We start from the raw sequence: 23,142 nt of genomic DNA on the forward strand, positions 1-23,142 counted from the left end.
GGACAAAGGCCCCGGTTACTTTACTTCATAAATCCAAGTCCCGGCCCCTTTTCCAGATACGACTTCCGCCCCCGGAGAAAAGCATACATGGCCGCCATGCCCAGCAGCATTGCAAATCCCAGATGGGTCCAGTCAATGAGCATGACCGTAAAAGGATCAAAGGTTACCGAGTGCAGGTTCTTGACCACCCGTAAGGACCCGGTACCTATTACAGCCATATAAAGAGTAGCCCGCAGCATGCCTGAAGAAGACAATTTGAAGTGCTTCTTCCCGGCCAGAATGAATATGGTCAGCAGGTACAAAGCCATAAAAAGGAGTACTGCCCCAAAGACATAATGAATCTTATTGGTCAGGTAGAAGTCCGCCAGCCAGCCCAGCCCCGGAATATCCGCGATGTAGTAGCGCTTGAATATGGGCATCTGAGCCGCCCCGGTCAAAGCCATAATAAAAATGGTCAGCTTGAATATGCGTGCAAAGAGGAGGCTAATCATTGTCCTTACCTCCTGTTGCGGCTGCTAGAAATTTTCCGGCCTTAATAACTCCGGCAGCGATCCCGGCAAAAGGCGCGACGCCCACTGCGTAAGCCAACTTCTCCTCGTCAGCCATGGAATCTTCCACCGATCCGAGTCCGGGCTTTCCGGGACCTGTTACCTCCGCTTCATTAAGCAGTTCAAAAGGTACCGGGGAAAGGTAGATAGTATTGGTTCCTCCGTTCTCTTCCTCGCCGTAAATGAACCAATTGTTCTTTTCCGCCAATACATGAGCCTTCTTGAGGATCTCACTACGCGGGCCGATGGTCTGTACATCTTCCGGGCAGGCTTTGATGCAGGCAGGTAGTTCACCCTGATCAATGCGGTTGTAACAGAGGTCACACTTGTACATGACTCCGTTCCCGGCAAAACCGGGCATGAGCCTTAGATACAGCCCGACTCCGGTCTGACGCTGCGGGATGTGCCACGGGCAAACCGTGCGGCACTTGGCCCCGCCAAGACAGACATCTTCATTAATGCGCACGATACCGTTCTTCTGCTTTCCGGCCGCACCCCACGGACAGAGGTTGGCACAGGGAGCATTACGGCAATGCAGGCAACGGCGTGGGATATTAACTTCGTGGGTCTCGCCCTGATATTCCACCTCCGTACTCTGAATGTAGAGCCAGTTGTAGGGCGTTAAACGATCATCAACGTCGGTGCGTTCTGACCAGTCTTCAACCTTGACCCGGCTCTTGGGATGCATTTCGGGATATGGCTTCTTGGGCTTGGGAAACTTGGGTTCGTTCACTTCACGACAGGCTGAGACGCACTCACCGCAAGCGATACACTTGGAAAGATTGAGCAATGTACAAAGTTCTTCATCACTATTGCCCGCTGCCGCAACATCACGGGCAGGCAGGAGCATGGCACCGCTTGCGGCTCCAAGCCCCTTTAAGAAATTCCTTCGGGAAATTCCGTTCTTCTTGTCTGTCATACGTATTCCTTTTCGAACTGCAATAAATTCAGCTTCATCGTGAAACGGTTATGCTTAAGACAGAGCAGAATCCGTACCTACTTTTAGTATTGACTCAATAATTACCATATTCCCTTTGTTTATGGCTAGTCCTGCCTACTTATTTGTGCCTAGCAATCCTGAATAAGCACAAAACGCTTGAACACATGTACAAACATATGTTCAAATAAATACATAAACAGAGGAATTTGAACACTTTCTAAACACTGGATAAATATCATGACCGAGCAGGACATCGACCTTTATTTACGGGAAGTCATCGACACCATGAATGACGGGCTGATCATTATCCGCCCCAACGGAACTATTATGATGGTAAATGATGCTCTGTTGCGCATGACCGGATTCTCCAAGGAAGAGCTGCTGAACAAGCCCTGCTCCGTGCTGGGCTGTGATGCCTGCCGGATAGTACGCGAACAAACCGACGAACACTGGTGCGGATTATTTAAAAAACGCAAGGAAAGCCGCAAAAATTGCCATATCATCGGCAAAAACGGAAACTACCTGCATGTGCTGAAAAATGCTTCCCTGCTCATGGACGATGACGGCAGCATCCTCGGCGCGGTGGAAACAGTTACCGACATTACCGAGCTTGACCGCAAGGATCTGAAAATTCGAGAACTTTCCCAGAAGCTACAGCATGAAGAAAGCGGGCTTTGCGGATTTGTGGGCAATTCCCCGGCCATGCAGAAAGTCTATACCTTGCTGCGCAAAGCCGCCCGCTCCGATGCCCCGGTCATCATCTACGGGGAATCTGGCACGGGTAAAGAACTGGCAGCGCAAGCCATCCATGAAATGAGCCCCCGTGTAGATAAGCCTTTTGTGCAACTCAATTGCGCTGCGCTCAATGAATCCCTGCTGGAAAGCGAGCTGTTCGGCCATGTAAAGGGAGCGTTCACTGGAGCCTACCGCCACAGACAGGGCCGCTTTGAGGAAGCTGCTGACGGTTCAATTTTTCTAGATGAAATTGGCGATGTGCCGTTGCCCATTCAGGTCAAGTTGCTGCGGGTACTGGAAACTCGTTCCTTTGAACGGGTGGGTGAGAATATCAACCTGTCCATGGATGCAAGACTGATTACCGCCACCAATCAGGACCTGCGCCATCTGGTTAAAGAAAAGCAGTTCCGCGAAGATTTCTTCTTCCGCATCAATGTAATCCCGGTACACCTGCCGCCTTTGCGGGAACGTAAGGAAGACCTGCCCCTGCTGGTGGATCACTTCATCCACCTGCACGATCATATCAATCAAGGCGAAGGCCCAACCCCGGAAACCATGCGTAAACTCATGAGCTACGACTGGCCCGGAAACGTGCGGGAACTGAAAAGCGCACTGGAATATGCTGCCGTAGTCAAAGACAGTGGCCCGATTCTGCCCGACCACCTACCCCCACACATTGGGGAAACCAGTAGTGCAACACCATGCCCGAAACAAATCAGTCCAATCATGGAACCGGACGAAAAACAGGCACTCATCAATGCCTTAAAGCATGCCGGAGGAAACAAAAGTAAGGCAGCAAAGATCCTCGGAATAAGCCGGGGAACCGTCCATAATCGCATGCGCAAATACTCGGTCCAATATAGGCTGGAAGAATAAGCTACCTTCAAAAAAACCGCGCTATTGCTGAACTTTATACAGATTTTAAATTGTTTTTCAAAAGATAATACTGTCGCCACAACTGGACTTTTCAGCTGAATTTGAGTAAATACCTTTGCAACATCGGGAAAAAGCATCCGCTGTTTCCCTACAAATCGCCGTAAAACCATTTACACTGGAGCAACAGGTTCTAAAGCCCTGTCCAGTCCAAAAGAAATCACATTTCTGCCCGCTAAATATCCGGAACTCCGCAAGGCTCCAGACCTTGCACCCGGACCGCAAGACCCGGCATCAAGCAGGTCTGCGCAGAGCTGGATAGCCAGTGCGCATGCTTTGTCTTTGAATGCTGTGGTTTCTTGCCCGAAAACAGAGACATGATACAGCGCGCACAGACAATTAACCGGAGGTTAAGTACATGAGTGATAAAGACATCGCGATCTTGAAGTATGACGGTAAAGAATACGAATTGCCTGTAATCCATGGAACAGAAGGCGAAACAGGCGTAGACATCACCAAACTCCGAGCGCAGAGCGGCCTCATCACCTACGATCCCGGCTACGGCAATACCGGCTCCTGCACCAGTGACATTACCTTTGTAGACGGCGAAAATGGAATCCTGCGTTATCGCGGTTATCCCATCGAAGATCTTGCCAAACACGGTAAATTTATCGAAACCGCATGGCTGCTCATCTTCGGTGAACTGCCTCTTAAGGAAGACCTGACCCGCTTCTCCGCCCTGCTCACCGCAGAGGAACTCATTCACGAGGACCTGCGTCACCACTTCGAAGGTTTCCCCGCTCACCGCAACCAGCCCATGGCGATCCTTTCCGCAGTAATCAACGCGCTGGGCAGCCATAACCCGGACCTTTACGACATCAACGACAAGTCCGAATTTTTCCTTGCTGTGGGCAAGATCATTTCTAAGGTGCGTACCATTGCGGCATTTTCTTACCGCAAATCCATAGGGCGTCCCTTTATGTACCCGGACCCGGACTTGAGCTACTGCCACAACTTCCTGCACATGATGTTCTCCATCCCCTATAAGCAGTACGATCCGCCCATAGAAGCGGTAAAAGCACTTTCGCTGATCTTCCAGCTGCACGCCGACCATGAACAGAACTGCTCCACCTCCACAGTAAGGATGGTCGGTTCCACTCAGGCGAACATCTTCGCCTCCGTATCTTCCGGCATCTGCGCCCTCTGGGGCCGTCTGCACGGCGGAGCCAACGCAGCTGTAATCGACATGCTCGAAACCATCCAGAACGGCGATTACACCATTGATGACTACATCGAGAAGGTCAAAACAAAAGAATGCCGCCTCATGGGCTTCGGGCACCGCATCTACAAGAGCTTTGACCCGCGTGCAAAAATCCTCAAAGAAGCCACTCATGACCTCTTGCAGCACGGCTTCAGCGATGAATTGCTGGATATCGCCATGAAACTGGAAGAACGCGCGCTTTCCGATGAATACTTTACCGAGCGCAAGCTCTACCCCAACGTGGACTTCTATTCCGGCATCATCCTGCGTGCGCTGGGAATCCCGGTAACCATGTTTCCGGTAATGTTCGCCATCGGCCGCATGCCCGGCTGGATTGCCCACTGGTACGAAGATTACACCAACCCGGCAGCAAGAATTAACCGTCCGCGCCAGATTTACACTGGCGAAACTCCCAGAAATTACGTACCTATAGATTTCAGGAAGTAAATCTAGTCAGTATCGGTTTGAGGCTTATCCGGCCCCGAAGCGATGGATATACCTACCCGGATATGCCCGTAATCCCGCCCTGCACAAGGGATGAGATTACGGGCAATACTTTTTTAGGCAGTGTAAAACTCAAGTTATTTTCAAAAAAATTAACTTTTTATGAAAATAAAGCTTGCAATTCACACGCGATATTTATAGATAGTTCTTCGCCGTGCCGAAGTGGTGGAATTGGTAGACACGCTAGGTTCAGGGTCTAGTGGAGGTTTCTCCGTGGAAGTTCGAGTCTTCTCTTCGGCACCATTTTTCTAGAAAAAGCCGCAACAAATGTTGCGGCTTTTTTGTGTTCTTACCACTGACAACAAGTCAGCCCTACTGCCCATTGGGCTAAGGATGTTTCTGCTACAAAACAGGTAAAAATTATTGACCGCAGTTTAGGTTTTGTTAAACTTCTTCTCGTTGTTTTTCACTTCAGGAATTTATTCTTTCAATTTAGAATAAGGGAATCCGGTTAAAATCCGGGGCGGTTCTGCCGCTGTGAGTTCTATCCTTTTGAGGATCAGAAAAAGCCAGCCCCCCTGCCTGAAGCATATCTGCATTATGCAGATAATTACCATCTCCCGGATGCACCTTTTAAAGTATGCTCTCCGGTTTCAAAAAAAAGCAGGACATGCCTTCTGGGTCCCTGCGCCACAAATCTAAAAGACTGTCTCCACTATAGAGAGCCTTATTCTCGGCAGATATATTTCGCTATGAAATACAAGGTATTTGCCCGATGCTAAGGTATGCTCCATAATTTTCGCAAATAGCCGAGAAATACAAATCACTGCTCTTGCTTATAAAAGCAAAAAAGTTCAGACAGCTGGGCCCAAAACTAGGCCCTCTAAAGGATCCTCACCATAATGACCGAACAATCTGTAATCACCCGCGAATCAGCTAAAATGGCTCTTGAAGAACACACCCGTTTTCAGGAAACCGTCAGTTCCAAAAAATATCAGATCCGTGACCGCAAAGGACGTCTTCAGGAACACTCCTTTACTGACGTCAAAAACAGACTTTGCCGTGAATTTTTAAAACATTCCCGTTTCGAGAATCAGGAAAATGAGCAGGTTTGCGAAATGCTCCAATCCGGGCGTTTCATTCCTGCCGGTTCCATACTTTCCGGCCTCGGGAATGAACATGCTAAATGCTCACTGAGCAACTGCTATCTGGCCAAGATTGAATCTGATTCCCTTGAAGGAATCTTCGAAGCCCAGAAAAAACTTGCCCGCACCTACTCCTACCGGGGGGGAAGCGGCATCGACATCACCATCCTGCGTCCTTCCGGTGATCCGGTAAACAACGCTGCGGTGACTTCTTCCGGGGCTGTAAGCTTCATGCCCCTTTTCAGTGAGCTGACCAATACCATCGGGCAGAACGGCAGACGCGGCGCGCTGATGATATCTCTTGATATCAGGCACCCGGAAACCCGCCGTTTCATCTGGTGCAAGAGCAAACCTGAAGAAATTTTCGGAGTTGATTCCCTGACTGGTAAAATTCAGGACGTTTTCGGTGCAAACATCAGCCTTAAAGTTACCGATGATTTCATGCAGGCCGTGGAAGAAGATAAGGACTGGACCTTCATTTTCCCCGACAGATTTAAAATCAGCGGTAAGATTTGCGATGAATCCACCCTGCAACTGCTGCCGGAAGTATACAAGGCCCTTGATCCGCAGGTAGGGGACCGTCTTGAGGCTGAAATTATCTACAAAGTTATCGGCACCGATCCCAAAAAGCAGCTGATCAAAGTACAGCCTGATCTTCCGGTGAATAGCGAAAACGCTGTCCTTGCCGACGAACCACTGACCTTTTCCCTTTCCAGACGCCGCAACGAGACTTCCGACATCTTCGATCCGGTAAAATCCGTATACAACGAACTCTGGGACGGTGATTACAGCCGCTGGCAGGAACTGGAACTTCCCCTTAGAGAATACGACACAGTTAAAGCTAGAGACCTGCTTGAAGAGATCAGTGAATCAGCATGGAAATCCGGTGATCCGGGCATCCTTTATCAGGACACCACCCAGCGTAACACCCCCGGCACATACATTGATCCCCTGCGCCTTAAGCCTATGTCCACCAACCCCTGCGGCGAGCAGGCATTGGGCTACTGGAGCAACTGCCTGCTCGGAGCCATGGTTTTGTACCGTTACGTGGTCAATCCGTATACCAAGGAAGCACGTTTCGACACCGATCTCTTCCATCATGACCTGACCCGGACCATGTCCTTCATGGACACCATGTCTGATCTCAACCAGAACAAGCACCCGCTTCAGAAGCATCGTGATGCTGATAAATACGGCAAGCGGATCGGCATAGAATTCACCGGACTGGGCGATATGCTCGCCATGCTGGGCATGCGTTACGGCAGTGACGAATCTATTGATTTCATCAAAGAAGTCATGCGCGACAAAGCCATCGCTGAAATATCCGTCAGTGCCGACATTGCCGAGCGGTTCGGTGAAGTTGAAGCCTTGAAGGATAAAGACGCACGCAGCCGCTTTCTGGAATGCCCATACATCAGCAACCTTGATCTGCCCAAGAAGTTGCGCAAAAAGATACTCAAAACCGGCCTGCGCCATACAGCTTTTAATACTGTCGGCCCTTCCGGTTCCATTTCCATCATGTCCGACAACTGCACTTCAGGAATAGAACCGGCATTCCTGTTCAGCTACGCCCGTGAAACAAGGCTTGAAGCCGGAAAAGTTTTTGAGTTCATTCACATGCCCCCGCTGAAATGGATGCTTGAAACCAATCAGGAGCACCTGTTCGGAAAATACACCGCCCAGCAGCTAAAAGAAAAGCTGAATTACGTGCAGGCCGATGAACTGGATTACATGGACCGCATCCGCATGCAGTCCGCGATCCAGCAGTACACCGACAGTTCCATTTCTTCGACCATCAACCTCTCCGAGGAGACTCCCAAGGAAACCATCTTTGAGATCTACCTTGAATCTTGGAAACAAGGACTTAAGGGAGTAACGGTCTTCCGCAACGGTTGTAAAAAAGGTGTCTTGAGTAAAAAAGAAGAAACCAAAGAAGCCGATCCGACCATGCTGGGCCAGAATCCGACCCTGATCGAAAGAGAACTCGGCGATATTGAACGGGCCGAACGGCACCGGGTTATGTGGAAAGGTTCCAAGATGTACATCATTGTATCCTTGGACGATTCCGGCAACCCCATTGAAATATTCGTTAAACTTCCCAAAGAAGCCGGGATGACCGGAGACGGGTTCTACAATGAGCAGGTTTTTCAGGAAAAATACTCTCTGTGGGAAACCATCACCCGCTTAACCAGCATGCTGCTGCGCGTGGGAATGCCCATTGACCGCATCCTCACCCAACTGGACCGCTCCAGCTACAACATCATTGATGCGGCTGCGATAATTTCCCGCATACTGCGCCAGTACATATCCTTGGATATGGATGATCAGACCATCGTATCCAAAGGGCTAGGCGATCGCTGCCCCGAATGCAGCCAAAAAGCATACGTCCCCGAGGGCGGTTGCAAGATTTGCAAGGCTTGCGGGTATACTACCTGCGGGTAGGTTTAAGGAAGATTAGAGAATTAGAAAAAGGAAAGCCGCGACGGGAGTTGCGGCTTTTTTTATCTTTATTGAGGCATGAGATTTAAAAACGAGCAAAGGACTAGATATAAAATCAAAACACTGTTTACAAAAAACCACCCGTCACCTATATTCTTGCCCTAATAATCCTTAAGGAGGATAGGATGGCAGATTTAAGCAACATTTATTTCATTACCAACAGGGTTTTAACCGGATCAGATGAAAACAAGAAATTTAAGAAAAGCAACCTCTGCTCCCCGGACCTGTCATTCTGCAAGACTGGTCCAGACCGCAGCATTGAGTTACTCAAGAGCGGAGCCATGTTCAAAGAGCTTAAAGACGAACATGGTTACGATGAATTCCTCATCTACATCCACGGCTTCAACAACCAGCCATGGGAAGATATTTTTCCAAACACAGCCCGCATGCAGAAACAACTTAATGAGGCGGGATGCAGCAAAGTAAAAGTGCTGCCTCTGGTCTGGCCCTGCGATAATGATTTCGGAGTATTAAAAGATTACTGGGATGATCAGGAATCTGCGGAATTCAGCGGAAAATTCTTTGCCCGTGCCATAGGCAAACTCATGGAATGGCAGATGGCTAACCGGGAAGATCCATGCCGCAAGCGGATACACATCATGGCTCACTCCATGGGCGGGCGTGTTATGCTAAAATCACTCCCCTTTTTCGCAAAAAATATAGCAAGGGCCGACGTGCCTTTCCTATTCACCAACACCTTTCTCATGGCCTCCGACATCCCCAACGAGTGTTTAGGCAAAGGCGAAGAAGGTCATTACATATGCAGCGCGTCCCGAAACATCGTCTGCTATTACGCCAATGATGACATTGCCATGCCCGCCAGCAAAGCTGCTAACGTAAAGAACATGGTCTTCAGCAGGCGAATGGGGCACACAGGGCCGGAAGATTGGGGTGAAATTGTCAAGAAAAAGGTAATCGCCGCCAACTGCGACAGCTTCAACAACAAGCTGGATCTCAAAGGACACACTTATTTCATGGACAGTGACGAAATGCAGAGTCCCGCTTTTCAGCACATGATATCGCTGATCAAGAAACCCGGATCATTTAAACCTGATCAGGAATTGATTTTGTAGGGTTTGGTGAATTGGAGAAAGCTTGGAAAGCCGCGACGGGAGTCGCGGCTTTTTTTATATACGGACCAACAGAATGACATACTCAATTATTTAACGCGACAATCCAACACTATACTCATATTCATAAAAAATATCAGATGAATTGCAGGTGATCGACTTAACCTTCTGCAAAAGCTCACAGAAGCTTTCCTCTCGACGGCCCGCTTGATCAACCAAAAAACAAATAAACTCTAAAGAGTTAAACCAAACGCTATGCATCTCGTATCTATACAATTCATCATCATCTCCGTACATTTCAAACAACTCTTTGTTGACGCGTTTAATCAACTTATTCTTACTTTTGACAAATCGCGAAGCCTTAACTCTATCTTTTAATTTCATCCCTTTCATCTTATTTCTATTTTCTTTAAACTCAACACTTCTAATAAAATCAAATATAGATGAAGCTGCTCCCCTAGTATTTAAGTAACTACTTTCAAACAAAGACATCGATATTTTTTCAATATCCTTATCCCCCACAACTAATGTGGAACCTGTTTTAAATTTCATTTTTCCATTATTTACTAAATGCTTTTCATGAGCTAAAATTTGTTCTTGGGCATGAAAAAAAGAATCAACTAAATCTCCAATAATTGCTGTCTCATTACCCTCAACACTTTTGCGTGTGATTGATTTCTTTTTAACTTCAAAAAAACTGACATGGCATTGTTCCTCTACAACTAAGTCACATTCACGGGAACTACCAAGGTATTCCCCGGAATGCACCGTGAAGCCACTATCAATAAATTTATTCTTAATAATTTCCTCAATATTCTTACCGATATCTGAACTATATTTATGACCAAGCAATAACATTATAACTTCATAGAATCCCCAACCGCACAAGCATTTGTCTATGAGTAAGTAGTCTGACTCTATTCGTATCAATGGTTTTGACAAAAATAGATTTCCAACCTTTGATGCATTCTTGGGAAGGCCATAACCATCATTGACCATCGTCCCATGAGAAATCGCATTTAAAATTTTTATTTCAGAGTCTAAAAAGTAATTTTCCTTAAAAAGGACCATACTTCTCTTCGGGAAAGCATATATTTTCTTCACTAATGAAAAGTAGTCTTTAATCCTAAATCCTAATTTCCGTTCTACAGCAGAAGAATCCTTAAGCTTCAATAGTCCTTCTAAAAAATCACAAACGTAATATTCTCCCAGTTGTTTGAGCTTGAATAATTCGTCATACATTAAATTTCGCTTAATTGTGTCCAGCACATATCTGTACCCACTCTTGAGCATAAGCATATCGGAATAGCGATTAAACTGGTAACAGTCATGCATAAATACTAAATTTGACGACAGCAAAATAATTTTACAAATTTTAGTGTTAACAGATTTATTTTTTTTAGAAGGATATGAATGTATGTTTTTAACACATAACATAATTAAATACATATACGGAATTTGAAGAACCAATCTATTGGTACCTGAGTCATAAAAACGCGGCTGTAAATACCGCCCACTTGCGTAGGAATATTTACTACTTAATTTATCGAAAATTATTGCTAAAAATTCTATAGCCCCAACTTCAACCACTAGCGATTCTATATCACGTACAATTTTTAAATATTTAGTTTTTTCATAATTAAACTTACCATCAGCGAAAGTAATTTTATACTTACGCATTTCTTTCAAAATTCTACAATTCAAGTTCGCTTGCTGAAGTTGAAGTTTAATTAATTTCCACCACCGATTTTCACCACGTCTAATAAGCTCAAAATAAATGTATAAAACGTCATTCCACACTTCATTAGAGAATGATTTAAATTTTTCCACGTTCGACCTAGACAAAAAACAAATAAAATCTCCATACACACTAGGAGCATTCCTACCGTTTAAAACCATTTCGACAGCAACCTGATTAACTTCTGCTTTAACTTCGTCAACACTCACAGAAAAGGATCCATCTTCATAGTCCACTAATTCGTCCGACAAATTTATAAGTAGACATTCCATATCCTTAAAATGCGCAGCGGTATTTAAACCGTACTTACCTAGAACATCATTTATATCAGGATGATCTTCATTAGATCTTAATTTTACAAGCTGCTTTAAAACAGAAAATTTTTTGCTCTGAACAAGATATTTCATGAAAACCTCATCATTTAATAATCTTCCCCATGATTATTACGAACACTTTTAAAATTCAACACAATCAAGAAAACCCTTGACCCAACACCCATTCGGTGCTTAACAGTTCTCGCGTCCGTCCATATCCGGTTGTTTTGGGTCCTAAGAGACCCGAGTTTTTAATTGCAAGGGCAGTGTACTTGTTTCGTACATCGTCCTTAATGTGACGATTCCCCTGAAACCTAATTAGAAGATTGGGACCAGTGATGCAGGCAATTCGCCTTGCTGTTTCAGGAGAAAGTACGATCTGCCCTTGATGAGTTTTACCCCTCCTTAAGTAGATCGAGATAACCGGACGGTCCCTCCAAAAATACCGGACATTAATTACGGTAGCTACAAACCTCCCCTGTATATAAGGGGCAGGTCTTGCTTTGTTTTTCACCCTTTTTCCGCCTGACCGGAATATCCCTAACAGACCGCGAATTTCGCGCTCTGCTTTGCATTGCTGTACTTTTGCCAGCAATCACGAAATATACTAAAAGATTTTTATAAATCCGGAATAGCTGAAATGGGAATCAAACACGCGCCCAGCTGAGAACTGAGACGCGCTGCTCTGTTTTTTGCCCTTTTTAATACAACTTTTATATTTACCGCATTTAGAGAGATAAAATATCATGGAAAAATTTAGAAATTTAGGCCTTTCCGACGCTACTATTGAAGCCCTCGAAAAAAAAGGTTTTACCGCTCCCACCCCTATTCAGGAAAAGACCATCCCCATGCTCCTTTCCGGCGAGAAGGACATCGTGGGTCAGGCTCAGACCGGAACAGGTAAAACAGCAGCTTTCGGCCTGCCTATCATTGAAAACATCCGCGAAGGTGCCGGACATGTTCAGGCGATTGTCCTGACCCCGACCCGCGAGCTTGCCATGCAGGTTGCGGATGAAATTATGTCTTTCCGTGGCAAGCGCAAAATTTTCGTTGCCACTGTTTACGGCGGCCAGCCCATGCTTCCGCAGCTCAAAGCCCTTAAACGCGGCGTGGATATCGTAGTTGGTACCCCCGGTCGTGTACTAGACCACATCCGCCGCAAGACCCTCAACCTTTCCCAGATCAACAACTTCGTACTCGATGAAGCTGACGAAATGTGCAACATGGGCTTTCTTGAAGAAGTCTCCGAGATCATGGAACACGCTGGCGAAGACCGCCGCACCCTGCTCTTTTCCGCTACCATGCCTCCCGAAGTCATGCGTATCGCAAAGAAATTCATGGGCGATTATGATGTCATCGCAGTTAAACGCGAGAAAAACGAAGCACAGCTCACCGAGCTCCTTTTTCACGAAGTTAATGAGCGTGACCGCTTTGAAGCTCTCTGCCGCGTTGTTGACGCGCAGAATGAATTTTACGGACTGGTCTTCTGCCGCACCCGTGCAGATGCCGACCGCGTAGCCGGAGCACTTGGCGAACGCGGTTACCCTGCCGAACCTATCCACGGTGATCTTTCACAGGCCCGCCGTGAGGATATCCTCATGCGTTTCCGTAAACGCCGCTGTAAAATCCTTGTGGCTACCGATGTTGCTGCGCGTGGTATTGACGTGCCGGACCTGTCCCACGTTGTAAACTTCGCCCTGCCGCAGGACCCGCAGAGCTTTGTTCACCGTATTGGCCGTACTGGTCGCGCAGGTAAAAAAGGTGTAGCTGTTACCCTGATTTCCCCCCGCGAATTCGGCAAGCTGCGTTACATCACCAAAGTAACCCAGCTCCGTGTAGACAAAAAGCCTCTGCCGACTATCGATCAAGTTATTGATGTCAAAAAATCCCGCATGGGTGCTGAACTCAGCGAGATTGTTGAAGCAGGCAAACACCTTTCCTACCTCGACCTTGCTCACGAACTGCTCGAAGACGTTGATCCTATCGAGGCTGTTGCCGCGCTGCTCAAGCATTCACAGGGTGGTGTTCTGGACAAACGCAGCTACCGCAAGATTGATGAATGCGGCGGCCCCAACGCAGGCGGCCCACGTGGTCGTGTTCGTTTCACCGCAGGCGTAGGCCGCTCTCACGGTATGACCCCGCGCAAACTGGTAGACATGATCTGCCGCCGCGCACGCATCAATCCCGTACGCATCCAGCACGTGAAGATTCAGGGACGCCAGTCCACCTTCACCGTGCCCGCAGGTGATTCCGATAACGTAATGCGCACAGTAAACAGGGCTTCCCAGAACGAAAGACCTTTGTTGAAACGCGGCTAATTTGCCTCCGGCGGCTTAAACCCTTTTGCAAAAGGGTTTAAGAATCCCAAAACCTTTCATTAGGGCTTCGCCGCTTCGCACAATAAATTGCCAATAATTAAGGCCGTAATATCTCCCGAGATATTACGGCCTTTTTACTTTATTCTTCCAATCCCATTCCGGGATGGTGAGCCGGGTAGCCCATTTCATCCTCATGGCACACAGTGCATGTTCCGGCTGCTCCCATAGGCTGTGCTTCGCCCATGTATTGCAATGGCCGCAGATTGTCGCGCTCGTTAGCTGCCGGGAATATAGCATGCGGAGCATTGTGGCAGGCTGCGCACATTACCGCATCCATCTCATCCTTGCGGTTGCGGAATAAGCCTTCCTTATCTTCGGTCCATTCATTGAAGGCCGAATCGGAATCAGGATCAGCAAATTCAACATGACAGGTCAGGCAGTCAGGCTGCTGCTCCCACGGCTGACGTGGGTTGATCTCATCCAGATCATAATCGACTGGAGTAATCAGCTTCATGAGCTGCTTGGCCGCAGGTTTCTGCTCCTCGCCCTTAAGTAAGGCAAGCGAATGGTTCTCCATGGAGCCATGACAATTCACACACTCCATTCCAGCATCAACATGCACCCCGCGCAGACTTTCCTGCGGATGGCACATCATGCAAGCATCGTTTTCCCTGTCTGCGAGGTAAACCGCATGGAAGCCATGCAAGGCCGTGGACAGGTTAAGTTGCATCTCGCCATCATGACAAGCCATGCAATCTATGATTTCGCCATCCTTAATACGCTGCTTGAAGTTAGTCTTGTTATCCCGATCATGCACACCTGCGATATCTGCTGCGGTCTGCGCTGAAAATCCACCCTGCTCCGGTATATCCCAACCGCCGCCATGACAATTGTTACACCCCGGACGGGTGGAAACAGGAAGCACAATGGTCGTGGAGGCAAGGACATTGCCCTCAGCATCTAGAGCCTGCACTTCCACCGGAGGTAGAGGCTGATAAGCTTCAGTGGTGTAGGGCAGAATGTCGATGGGCGAAGACTGGAAATAGCCGTCTTCCGCGCTTAGCTCAAAACTCTTATCCATACCCTGCGGCTTGCAAACAATCTTTACATCATCTGTCATTATTTCCGGTGAATCACCGCGCAGGATGAGCTGCGCGCGGACAATGCTGCCCTTATCAGAAATAGACATGGTCCGGTCTTTATCAATAATCAAACGCAACCCTTCCAACGGCCAAGCCATGAGCACATATTCCTGATCAGCTTCAAATGGTGCGGGCGTAAGCTCGGCTTCTTCGGGTTCCGGCAAGGCGGGATTATAACCCGGCCCCACGGAGTGTATATATTCTGCAAGAGCTTTACGCTCTTCAGCTATGCCCAAAAATTCGGGCATATACTTATTAACTTTGCCCATACCGGAGATGAAAGCATCCAATCCGGCTGTGGTATATTTGGATGTGCGGCGCACAATGTCGTTCATGGGACCGTTAATGGCATGACAGGGAGCGCACTGCATCTGATAAAGCCATTCACCAACTCTGAGTCGATTATCATCGTTTATTTCACGCAGATCCTGCGGAACCCATTTGGAGTTTTGCAGGATAGGTTTCCCTTTCAATTCCTCAGCCTGTTCCACAGTGATGTTGGTGGAATAGACTTCGTCCCAAACCACATAGGGCTTACGGCCTGCCTCACGCACGAATTCAAATGAACCGTAAAACATCAAGGCTACCACCAACATGACCATGGCCGAACTGAAGTTAACCTTCCCCGGCGCACAGATAGCCATGAATAAACCGCCAAAGAGTAGTACCGGAGCGGTATACTTGAAAACTTGCATGAAAAAGGCCACCCGATGCGATTTATGCACAATTAGCATAGCCTGTTCCGCAGGTAAGCTACCGAGATACCAATACCCGGAAAAGATAGTCAGGACGAGTCCGGTCAGAGTCCAGATACCGCAGAAACGGACCAGCATGCAGCGCAGGCTTTTATCCTTAATCCGCGCCGCAGTAACAAAGCCGAACAGCCCGGCCAGCATGCCGCAAAGTGCGGTACGGAAAAAGAGCGCGGGCCAGAAGGTGGGGTTGAATATGGCATCCCAGAAATTGCGTGTTTCCAGCCACACTCCGGGGGTCAGCATGAAAGAAATCACCCCGTTGATGGTGAACAGGGACAGGAAAGCAAAAAGAAAATAAAACCAACCCATGAGCAGGTGGTCACGGCGGTTCATCTTCTCCCAATAGTAATAATAAATGAGCAAAGCGATGATCTCGCCAACGAACCAGACCCATTCCGTAGCCCATGCAAACAGGAATTCACGAACCAAGACAAGGGTCCCCTGCGGACTGAGCAAGGCCATGGTAAACCAAAGTGCCACCCCGGTTCCTCCGCCGAAGACCATGGTCAGCAGCAGGAAAAATTTGGAATGCTTTTTAACGTAATCAAGCAGTTCATCGGAACCGGTTTTGTAGGCCAGTTTCTCAGTCACCACCAGAAACAAGCCACCGCCAACAGCAAACTGAGCCACAAAAACATGCACAGTCGCAATAAGCGCGATCCAGAAACCACCGCCGAAAGTTGTAAGGTGCCAGATTGGATATTCCATCATTAACTCCTTTCAGCCTTGAGCATGAGTTTCAGCATGTAGACGATACAGAATCCGCCTGCGAGAAGCGAAACAACAAAGAGTATAAACGGGCCCCATTGTCCAGAAACAGGGGCGGTATCAAGCGTGAAATATGGTTCCAGATACTTCTGACGCACAAGGTGGCGCATAACGGCCATAACCGGAACAATAAAAACTGTCGCCGCTGTGGCAAAGTAAACATTCTTGGTAAATCCAGCATGAAGCATGGCAAATGTGGCCACAAGTCCGACACAGAGCAGCACGGTAGCCAGTATGTCCCCCCCCATGAAGATAAGCATAACTTCCTTGGGCAGGGCCAGCAAAAACCAGAAGCCCATGACCACATTGATCAGCGTTGAACGGGAGAACCATTTCATGCCTGTGGCGACAAAATCAGAATTATCCTTTCGCTTGCCCACAAAGGCCACAAATAAACCGCCTACAGCCAGTGCGGAAATGGCAAAATGCATAAACCTCGGATAAAGTACCGGATCACTCAGGTTAAGAACAAAACCGTTGGGATCGGAAAAGTATTCGGCCCAGACTTCCGGGCGCAACATAAGGGTCATCTTGTTGGAAAGCATGAAGCCGATGTAAGAAATCAGCACAAGCACAGCCAATGTAACCATCCTGCGACCTGAAACACCTAACTTTTCATATCGATAATTATGGAAATATAAGCCGTAATAACCGCTGATCAGGGCTAAAATAACTGCCAGCCAGAACGCGGCCATGAGAATGGAAGAGACATAACTGAACTGCCCATAGACCGCTTGCAAAAACAAAAGCGGCGGCACCCCGGCATTAATAGCCAAGGCCAGCAGGGTCGGCAATTTGCCGGAGATATTGCGGGAAATATCTGTCCCCCCGGAAAGGGAGTGGACAAAAACTATTGCCGCCCCCCCGAAGACCGCATTCATAAGCAGCAGGTGAACGGAAAATGTAATAATCGAAAGAGTTACCGGCCAGATAGGATGAACAGAGATACCTATGGCAGCCGGAATCATTGCGGACGGGTCCATGCGCTTTCCCCCTTATTTATTTTAAAGCATGGATTCATATAACAGGAGAGCACAGGCTCTACAATTAGAAACCCCTTAATTCTTGCCTGACACCGCCCACCCTTAAGCTGGAAACAGGCAGGCGGAGAAAAATTCGAGCCTACTTTTTACAATTTATTTATGATTTAATAAAAAAAGTTCTTGCCAAAGCTGGCTGAAGTCAATAGACACTTCTCTACCGAGTGCCGAAGTGGTGGAATTGGTAGACACGCTAGGTTCAGGGTCTAGTGGAGGTTTCTCCGTGGAAGTTCGAGTCTTCTCTTCGGCACCACTCGTAAATGACGAAAGCCGCAACGAAAGTTGCGGCTTTTTTCGTTTTCATCATATTTATATTTTCAAGTTAACGCATATACTGGCCCGCCCTCCGTCATCTCCTTTTCTTCATTGTTAATCCGACAACGACAACAGACTTACAATGCATTTTACAAATCATACATCAAAAAGCATGTTGTATTTTTTATTTTTCTACTCTGGCCCAAATACAACTACACAACCAACCAGCGCAACTTTAAAATAATACAAACAACATACAAAAGTGCATCATTCATACAATAAAAACCCAATTTGACATATAACACTCCTATGTTACCCTTTTCTCTTCGTTTTAAATTCAAACAAGGCCTACGGGCATCATTAGTAAATGAAAAAATTAGTTGTCGAGAACGTTACAAAAATATTCGGAACAAATCCGCAGAAGGGTTTAAAATTAGTCCGTGAAGGACTGGATAAAGAAACAATCTTCAATCAGACGGGACTCAGTGTGGGAGTCAACCAAGCTTCCTTCTCCGCCAATGAGGGTGAGTTACTAGTCATCATGGGTCTTTCCGGCAGCGGGAAATCAACCCTTGTACGCTGCATCAACCGTCTTATTGAACCCACCGACGGTAAGGTACTGGTGGACGGTGTGGACGTAACCTCACTGGACGGGCCGGACCTGCGGAAATTAAGCCAAAAAAAGCTGGGCATGGTTTTTCAGAACTTTGCGCTTCTGCCCCACAAGACCATCTATGAAAACGTTGAATTCGGCTTGGACCTTATGGGCAAGCCAGCTGCTGAAAAACGGAAAGTTTCCGAAGCAATGCTTTCTCAGGTTGGACTTGAAGGCTGGGGAGACAGCTACCCCTCACAACTCTCCGGCGGCATGCAACAGCGTGTCGGATTAGCGCGCGCCCTTGCCCTTGACCCGGATATCCTGCTCATGGATGAAGCTTTTTCTGCTCTTGATCCACTCATTCGCCGTGATATGCAGGATGAACTGATCAAATTGCAAAAACGCATGCACAAGACCATAATCTTCATCAGCCATGACCTCGACGAGGCCTTGAAACTGGGTGACCGCATAGTACTCATGAAGGACGGAGTGATCGTCCAGACAGGCACCCCCGAAGAAATTCTCACCGAACCAGCCAACGACTACGTCAGACGTTTTGTAGAAGATGTGGACGCCACCAAGGTACTCACAGCGGAAAACGTCATGAAAAAAGCAGAAGCAGTCGTCTACGTTGCTGTGGACGGACCGCGCGCTGCCCTGCGTAAAATGCGCAAAAACAATATTTCATCTATTTTTGCTCTCAATTCAAGCGACCATGTACTCGGCATCGTCCATGCTGCTGATGCGGCAAAAGCCGTTGAAACCGGAAACAAAAAGCTTGAAGACATAATTCAACCTGCCCGCAGTGTCTCTGCTGAGACTCCTGCGCTGGAACTATATCCCATGAGATCCGAATCCGGTTGGCCCCTTGCCGTCGTAGATACAAACAATGAATTTATCGGTGTTGTGGTCAGCGGTAACCTTATAGCCGCAGTAGCTGAATACGGACCGGACCCGTCAATTTAATAATCCTGGAGGATTTTTTATGATTAAAACTAAATCACATACAATGTTTTGGATTGCAGGCATTGTTTTCGCAGCAATGTTTAGCATTTTGCCCGTTAACTCCGCTCAGGCGGCAGACAAACCGGTAATTTTCGCTGACCTCAACTGGGACAGCATCCAGATCCACAACCGCATTGCGGGATTCATAATTGAACACGGTTACGGCACAGACGTAGAATATATCCCCGCCGGAACCGCCATTGCATATGAAGCAATCATGCGAGGCGACATGGACGTGGACATGGAATCCTGGACCTCAAACTCACAGCACCTCTACGATAAAGGGATCAAATCCGGCACTCTTTTTGACCTCGGCGCGAACTTCAAGGATGCCCGTGAAGGGTTGATGGTTCCCACCTACATGATCAAGGGCGATCCCAAACGCGGCATCAAACCCATGACACCGGAACTCAAAACAGTTGCAGATCTTGCCAAGTACCCTGAATTTTTCAAAGATCCTGAAGACCCTTCCATGGGCCTCATATATTCCGGCGTAACCGGATGGACCGCCACCCAGAAGACCGAACAGAAACTGAAAAACTACGGACTGGACGAGAGTTTTAATATGCTCGCTCCCGGTTCCGATGCCGCACTGGCAGGCTCAATGGTATCCGCTTACAAACGCGGCAAGGGCTGGGTTGGATACTACTGGGGTCCCACCTGGGTAATGGGCATGATCGATATGACCTTCCTTGAGGAAGCCCCCTATGATCCTAAAGTATGGAACGAGACCAGACTCTGCGATTACCCCAACTCCGATGTTAACATCATCGTGGGCAAATCCCTGATGAAGCGTGCTCCCAAAATCATCGAGATGTTCAAGAACTACGAAACCACCATGGCCATGACCAACGAGTGTCTCGCCTACATGAAAAATGAAAAGGCAAACCTTGAAGAGGTCGCCGAGTGGTTCCTTAAGAATAATGAAGACATCTGGACCAAATGGGTTCCCGCAGACAAAGCAGCCAAGATCAAGGCCGCACTTAACTAAAATATAACCGCAATAAACATAACAACCGGATTTTATAATGTATAAGTTTCCAAAAGCTCTGGAAATACCACTGGCTGACTGGGTAAATGCAGGAATGGCATGGGTCATGGATAACTGGGGGGAATTTTTCGACGCCCTCGGCAGTGTCCTTTTGCAACTCCTTATTGCGCTACAGCAGTTCTTCCTCATGATTCCGTGGCCTGTAACAATAATCGGCGTAGGTGTGGCGGGCTGGTGGCTGCTCGGCAGCTGGAAAAGAGGACTGGGCATGTCGGCCATGCTGTTCACTATCGGCTGCTTCGGTTACTGGAAGCTGACCATGATGACTCTGGCACTGGTCACCGGCGCGGTCTTCATATCCCTTGCCGTAGGTATTCCTGTGGGAATATGGATGGCTAGAAGCGACCGCGTGGAAACCATCATCAAACCGATACTCGATGCCATGCAGACCATGCCGAGCTTTGTCTACCTGATCCCGGTAATGATGCTCTTCGGCCTTGGAAAGGTGCCCGCGCTTTTCGCAACCATTATCTATTCCATGCCGCCGATCATCCGCCTGACCAATGTGGGAATCCGTGAGGTGCCCAAGGACGTGATTGAAGCGGCCCGGGCCTTTGGTGCTACTCCCATGCAGACTCTGTTCAAGGTACAGTTGCCACTGGCAAGGCCGACCATTGTTGTGGGCATCAACCAGACAACCATGATGGCTCTGGCCATGGTCGTTGTAGCCTCCATGATCGGGGCCAAAGGGCTGGGTATGGAAGTTCTGGTAGCCATTAACCGCATTGATATCGGTATGGGCTTTGAAGCCGGACTGTCTATCGTGTTTCTAGCGATCATAATTGACCGTCTGACCCACGCCATGGCCGTGCGTAATACACACGACGCCAAATAACACCAGCATAGTTCACGCATAAAAGAAGGCCGCAACATCCTCGGGTGTTGCGGCCTTTTCTTATGCTTCCTGCCACAAAGTCCCCTATTACCGTTCCTGTCTCCATTTCTAATGGAAAAAATTTACTATTCAAGTATACTGCAAATCTAACCTAAAAATGGAGAAGACAAGATGAAAAATTCCCGTTCCCTTATGATAGTTCTTTCATTGCTGGCAGCCTGCATACTTTTTCAGGCACCCACAGCACAAGCTTTCAGCCTCAATGACCTGTCCTCCTCTGCTGAAACAGCTAAAAGCGCGGCAGAAGGAGCAAGCCTGCTTGACCGGGCCAAAAATGTTTACACAGGATTTTACGATTCCACGGAAAATCTCGTAGATGCCCAAACCACAACGATGAGCCTGCTTAACCCCGATGAGGGAGCAGCCCTAACCTCAAAACTCGGTGACATTAATTCAGGTTCTACCTTTACGCGTCTTACCAAACTGGTCGGATTTTCCGAAAGCATGGATGGAGGAACAACTGACTCTTCCCTGACCTCCAAGCTGACCAAGATCATCACCACTCCGGGCAGTTTTGAGAAAGCCCAAAAGGTCTACGGTCATGCATCAACAGCTTACACCTCCGGTAACAGCTCAGTTGGCGAAGCCAAGACCCTTTATACCGAGATCAAGAATTTTATTGCCTCACCTTCCGCCAAAGGACTCAGCGAATCCCTACTTTCCGGACTGGGAGAATATTCAGATAAAATTCTGCCCTTCATCATCGAGAACGGACCGGAGCGGGTAAAATCAGCCGCCCAAATCGCCGAAGCTTTCAAAGGCTTTTTGTAATTCCTGTTCATGCAACCTAAAAGTCCCCGTCCGTATTGCTACGGATGGGGACTTTTATTTTAGGAGGATGGGTAATTTTTTAACAAAAATATCCGTCGCTCTTCAAATTCGTAATCAGCCTCTCACACATGGCTGCGCGATTCAGACTGTAGATATGAACTCCGGGTGCCCCCTTATCGAGCAGGTCCGTAATCTGCTTACGCGCAAAGTCAAAACCGAATTCCATAACCGCTTCATCACCGCCCTTTTCAAAGGCCTTTTCCACCCCGCAATAAAGATCACCGGGGATTGCCGCACCGCACAGAGACATGATCCGGCGCAGAGAGCCTAAGGACTGAATAGGCAACACACCGGGAATAACCGGAGCAGAACTGCCAATCTCGGCCAGCCTGTCCACATAATCGAAATAGAGCCTGTTATCAAAGAAAAGCTGAGTCATGGTGAAATCAGCTCCTTTGGAAAGCTTGGAATTGTGAACTTCAATATCTTTGACAATGGAAGGAGATTCAGGATGTCCACCGGGATACCCGGCCACAGCCATTCCCACTCCGGAAAATTTCTCGTCCACATACTCCACAAGGTCGGAGGCATGCATGAAACGACTCTGACCGTCACCGTTGGCATCTTTAACCCCATCTCCACCGAGAGCCAGAATATCCGAGACGCCGGCCTCGCCAAGGCGGCCGACAAACTCGTCTATGGACTTCTCGCTGGCACCCACACAAGTCAGATGGGCGAGAATATCAATACCCATATCCTTTTTAAGCAGGGAACATATTTCAAGTGAATTGTCGTGGCTGGTACCGCCTGCTCCGTAAGTTACCGATGCGAAAAGGGGATTCAGCGCGGCCAGTCTTGCGGCCCTTTCCATAAATACGGGCCATGTGGATTTATCCTTGGGCGGAAAAAATTCAAAGGAAAAGAACTGTCCAGCTTCATTGATATTCTGTGCCACCTGCATTTTAATTCTCCATTTT

16 protein-coding genes, 2 tRNA genes and 1 riboswitch are annotated in these 23,142 nt (G+C 47.9%); of the genes, 11 read left to right on the top strand and 7 right to left on the bottom strand.

Annotated features, from left to right (window positions below; all coding sequences use genetic code 11):
• Positions 1–20 precede the first annotated feature (20 nt).
• The gene (locus tag D0S45_03810; protein ID TIH19317.1) at positions 21–491 is read right to left on the bottom strand and encodes an iron-sulfur cluster-binding protein; all 471 of its coding nucleotides are present in this window, start codon (positions 489–491) and stop codon (positions 21–23) included.
• Positions 484–1,467 carry a 4Fe-4S dicluster domain-containing protein gene (locus D0S45_03815; protein ID TIH19318.1) on the bottom strand — a complete coding sequence of 328 codons (984 nt, stop codon included), beginning with the start codon at positions 1,465–1,467 and terminating at the stop codon, positions 484–486. Before D0S45_03815 ends, D0S45_03810 begins: the two co-directional genes overlap by 8 nt.
• Before the next feature lie 249 nt (positions 1,468–1,716).
• Here D0S45_03815 and D0S45_03820 point away from each other — a divergent pair, with 249 nt between their 5' ends.
• The 5 genes from D0S45_03820 to D0S45_03840 all read left to right on the top strand — a co-directional run bounded on the left by D0S45_03820 (position 1,717) and on the right by D0S45_03840 (position 9,518).
• Positions 1,717–3,099 (top strand): PAS domain-containing protein, encoded by a 1,383-nt coding sequence (locus D0S45_03820; GenBank protein ID TIH19319.1) that lies wholly within the window; start codon positions 1,717–1,719, stop codon positions 3,097–3,099.
• Between the two features lie 415 nt (positions 3,100–3,514).
• Positions 3,515–4,804 (top strand): citrate synthase, encoded by a 1,290-nt coding sequence (locus D0S45_03825; GenBank protein TIH19320.1) that lies wholly within the window; start codon positions 3,515–3,517, stop codon positions 4,802–4,804.
• Positions 4,805–5,017: 213 nt separating this feature from the next.
• Positions 5,018–5,104: transfer RNA gene (locus tag D0S45_03830), tRNA-Leu, on the top strand.
• Positions 5,105–5,257: 153 nt separating this feature from the next.
• Positions 5,258–5,402: riboswitch (cobalamin riboswitch) on the top strand.
• 301 nt (positions 5,403–5,703) lie between these two features.
• Positions 5,704–8,388 (top strand): adenosylcobalamin-dependent ribonucleoside-diphosphate reductase, encoded by a 2,685-nt coding sequence (locus D0S45_03835; protein ID TIH19321.1) that lies wholly within the window; start codon positions 5,704–5,706, stop codon positions 8,386–8,388.
• 182 nt (positions 8,389–8,570) lie between these two features.
• Positions 8,571–9,518: an alpha/beta hydrolase gene (locus D0S45_03840; GenBank protein TIH19322.1), complete on the top strand. Its 948-nt coding sequence runs from the start codon at positions 8,571–8,573 to the stop codon at positions 9,516–9,518.
• A 90-nt stretch (positions 9,519–9,608) separates the two neighbouring features.
• Here the strand turns inward: D0S45_03840 and D0S45_03845 are convergent, their stop codons facing one another.
• Entirely contained in the window at positions 9,609–11,660 is a 2,052-nt protein-coding gene (locus D0S45_03845) for a hypothetical protein (GenBank protein TIH19323.1), read from the bottom strand.
• A gap of 64 nt (positions 11,661–11,724) precedes the next feature.
• Positions 11,725–12,162: a hypothetical protein gene (locus D0S45_03850; protein TIH19324.1), complete on the bottom strand. Its 438-nt coding sequence runs from the start codon at positions 12,160–12,162 to the stop codon at positions 11,725–11,727.
• A 151-nt stretch (positions 12,163–12,313) separates the two neighbouring features.
• Here D0S45_03850 and D0S45_03855 point away from each other — a divergent pair, with 151 nt between their 5' ends.
• On the top strand, positions 12,314–13,885 hold the full coding sequence (locus D0S45_03855; protein TIH19325.1) for a DEAD/DEAH box helicase: 1,572 nt from the start codon (positions 12,314–12,316) through the stop codon (positions 13,883–13,885).
• 139 nt (positions 13,886–14,024) lie between these two features.
• Here the strand turns inward: D0S45_03855 and D0S45_03860 are convergent, their stop codons facing one another.
• Positions 14,025–16,490 carry a cytochrome bd-type quinol oxidase subunit 1-like protein gene (locus D0S45_03860; protein TIH19326.1) on the bottom strand — a complete coding sequence of 822 codons (2,466 nt, stop codon included), beginning with the start codon at positions 16,488–16,490 and terminating at the stop codon, positions 14,025–14,027.
• Between the two features lie 2 nt (positions 16,491–16,492).
• Positions 16,493–17,533, bottom strand: coding sequence for a hypothetical protein (locus D0S45_03865; GenBank protein TIH19327.1), 1,041 nt, complete (start codon positions 17,531–17,533; stop codon positions 16,493–16,495).
• Positions 17,534–17,756: 223 nt separating this feature from the next.
• Here D0S45_03865 and D0S45_03870 point away from each other — a divergent pair.
• From D0S45_03870 to D0S45_03890, 5 genes are all read left to right on the top strand, one after another.
• Positions 17,757–17,843: transfer RNA gene (locus D0S45_03870), tRNA-Leu, on the top strand.
• Between the two features lie 369 nt (positions 17,844–18,212).
• Positions 18,213–19,409 carry a glycine betaine/L-proline ABC transporter ATP-binding protein gene (locus D0S45_03875; protein TIH19328.1) on the top strand — a complete coding sequence of 399 codons (1,197 nt, stop codon included), beginning with the start codon at positions 18,213–18,215 and terminating at the stop codon, positions 19,407–19,409.
• A gap of 19 nt (positions 19,410–19,428) precedes the next feature.
• Entirely contained in the window at positions 19,429–20,439 is a 1,011-nt protein-coding gene (locus tag D0S45_03880) for an ABC transporter substrate-binding protein (protein ID TIH19329.1), read from the top strand.
• Positions 20,440–20,476: 37 nt separating this feature from the next.
• A complete protein-coding gene (locus tag D0S45_03885; protein ID TIH19330.1) occupies positions 20,477–21,334 on the top strand; it encodes a proline/glycine betaine ABC transporter permease in 858 nt (285 codons plus the stop codon).
• 171 nt (positions 21,335–21,505) lie between these two features.
• Positions 21,506–22,165, top strand: coding sequence for a hypothetical protein (locus D0S45_03890; GenBank protein ID TIH19331.1), 660 nt, complete (start codon positions 21,506–21,508; stop codon positions 22,163–22,165).
• A gap of 79 nt (positions 22,166–22,244) precedes the next feature.
• On the opposite strand, the gene D0S45_03895 is transcribed toward D0S45_03890, so the two are convergent.
• Entirely contained in the window at positions 22,245–23,126 is an 882-nt protein-coding gene (locus tag D0S45_03895) for a methylenetetrahydrofolate reductase [NAD(P)H] (GenBank protein ID TIH19332.1), read from the bottom strand.
• Positions 23,127–23,142 lie beyond the last annotated feature (16 nt).

The sequence above is a fragment of the Marinifilum sp. JC120 genome, from assembly GCA_004923195.1.
Taxonomy (GTDB): Bacteria; Desulfobacterota; Desulfovibrionia; order Desulfovibrionales; family Desulfovibrionaceae; genus Maridesulfovibrio.

What these genes read in the sequence shown, in the direction of transcription:
- D0S45_03810 (TIH19317.1), bottom strand. Translation starts at nt 491, where the DNA reads ATGATTAGCCTCCTCTTTGCACGCATATTCAAGCTGACCATTTTTATT.
- D0S45_03815 (TIH19318.1), bottom strand. Translation starts at nt 1,467, where the DNA reads ATGACAGACAAGAAGAACGGAATTTCCCGAAGGAATTTCTTAAAGGGG.
- D0S45_03825 (TIH19320.1), top strand. Translation starts at nt 3,515, where the DNA reads ATGAGTGATAAAGACATCGCGATCTTGAAGTATGACGGTAAAGAATAC.
- D0S45_03835 (TIH19321.1), top strand. Translation starts at nt 5,704, where the DNA reads ATGACCGAACAATCTGTAATCACCCGCGAATCAGCTAAAATGGCTCTT.
- D0S45_03840 (TIH19322.1), top strand. Translation starts at nt 8,571, where the DNA reads ATGGCAGATTTAAGCAACATTTATTTCATTACCAACAGGGTTTTAACC.
- D0S45_03845 (TIH19323.1), bottom strand. Translation starts at nt 11,660, where the DNA reads ATGAAATATCTTGTTCAGAGCAAAAAATTTTCTGTTTTAAAGCAGCTT.
- D0S45_03855 (TIH19325.1), top strand. Translation starts at nt 12,314, where the DNA reads ATGGAAAAATTTAGAAATTTAGGCCTTTCCGACGCTACTATTGAAGCC.
- D0S45_03860 (TIH19326.1), bottom strand. Translation starts at nt 16,490, where the DNA reads ATGGAATATCCAATCTGGCACCTTACAACTTTCGGCGGTGGTTTCTGG.
- D0S45_03865 (TIH19327.1), bottom strand. Translation starts at nt 17,533, where the DNA reads ATGGACCCGTCCGCAATGATTCCGGCTGCCATAGGTATCTCTGTTCAT.
- D0S45_03875 (TIH19328.1), top strand. Translation starts at nt 18,213, where the DNA reads ATGAAAAAATTAGTTGTCGAGAACGTTACAAAAATATTCGGAACAAAT.
- D0S45_03880 (TIH19329.1), top strand. Translation starts at nt 19,429, where the DNA reads ATGATTAAAACTAAATCACATACAATGTTTTGGATTGCAGGCATTGTT.
- D0S45_03885 (TIH19330.1), top strand. Translation starts at nt 20,477, where the DNA reads ATGTATAAGTTTCCAAAAGCTCTGGAAATACCACTGGCTGACTGGGTA.
- D0S45_03890 (TIH19331.1), top strand. Translation starts at nt 21,506, where the DNA reads ATGAAAAATTCCCGTTCCCTTATGATAGTTCTTTCATTGCTGGCAGCC.
- D0S45_03895 (TIH19332.1), bottom strand. Translation starts at nt 23,126, where the DNA reads ATGCAGGTGGCACAGAATATCAATGAAGCTGGACAGTTCTTTTCCTTT.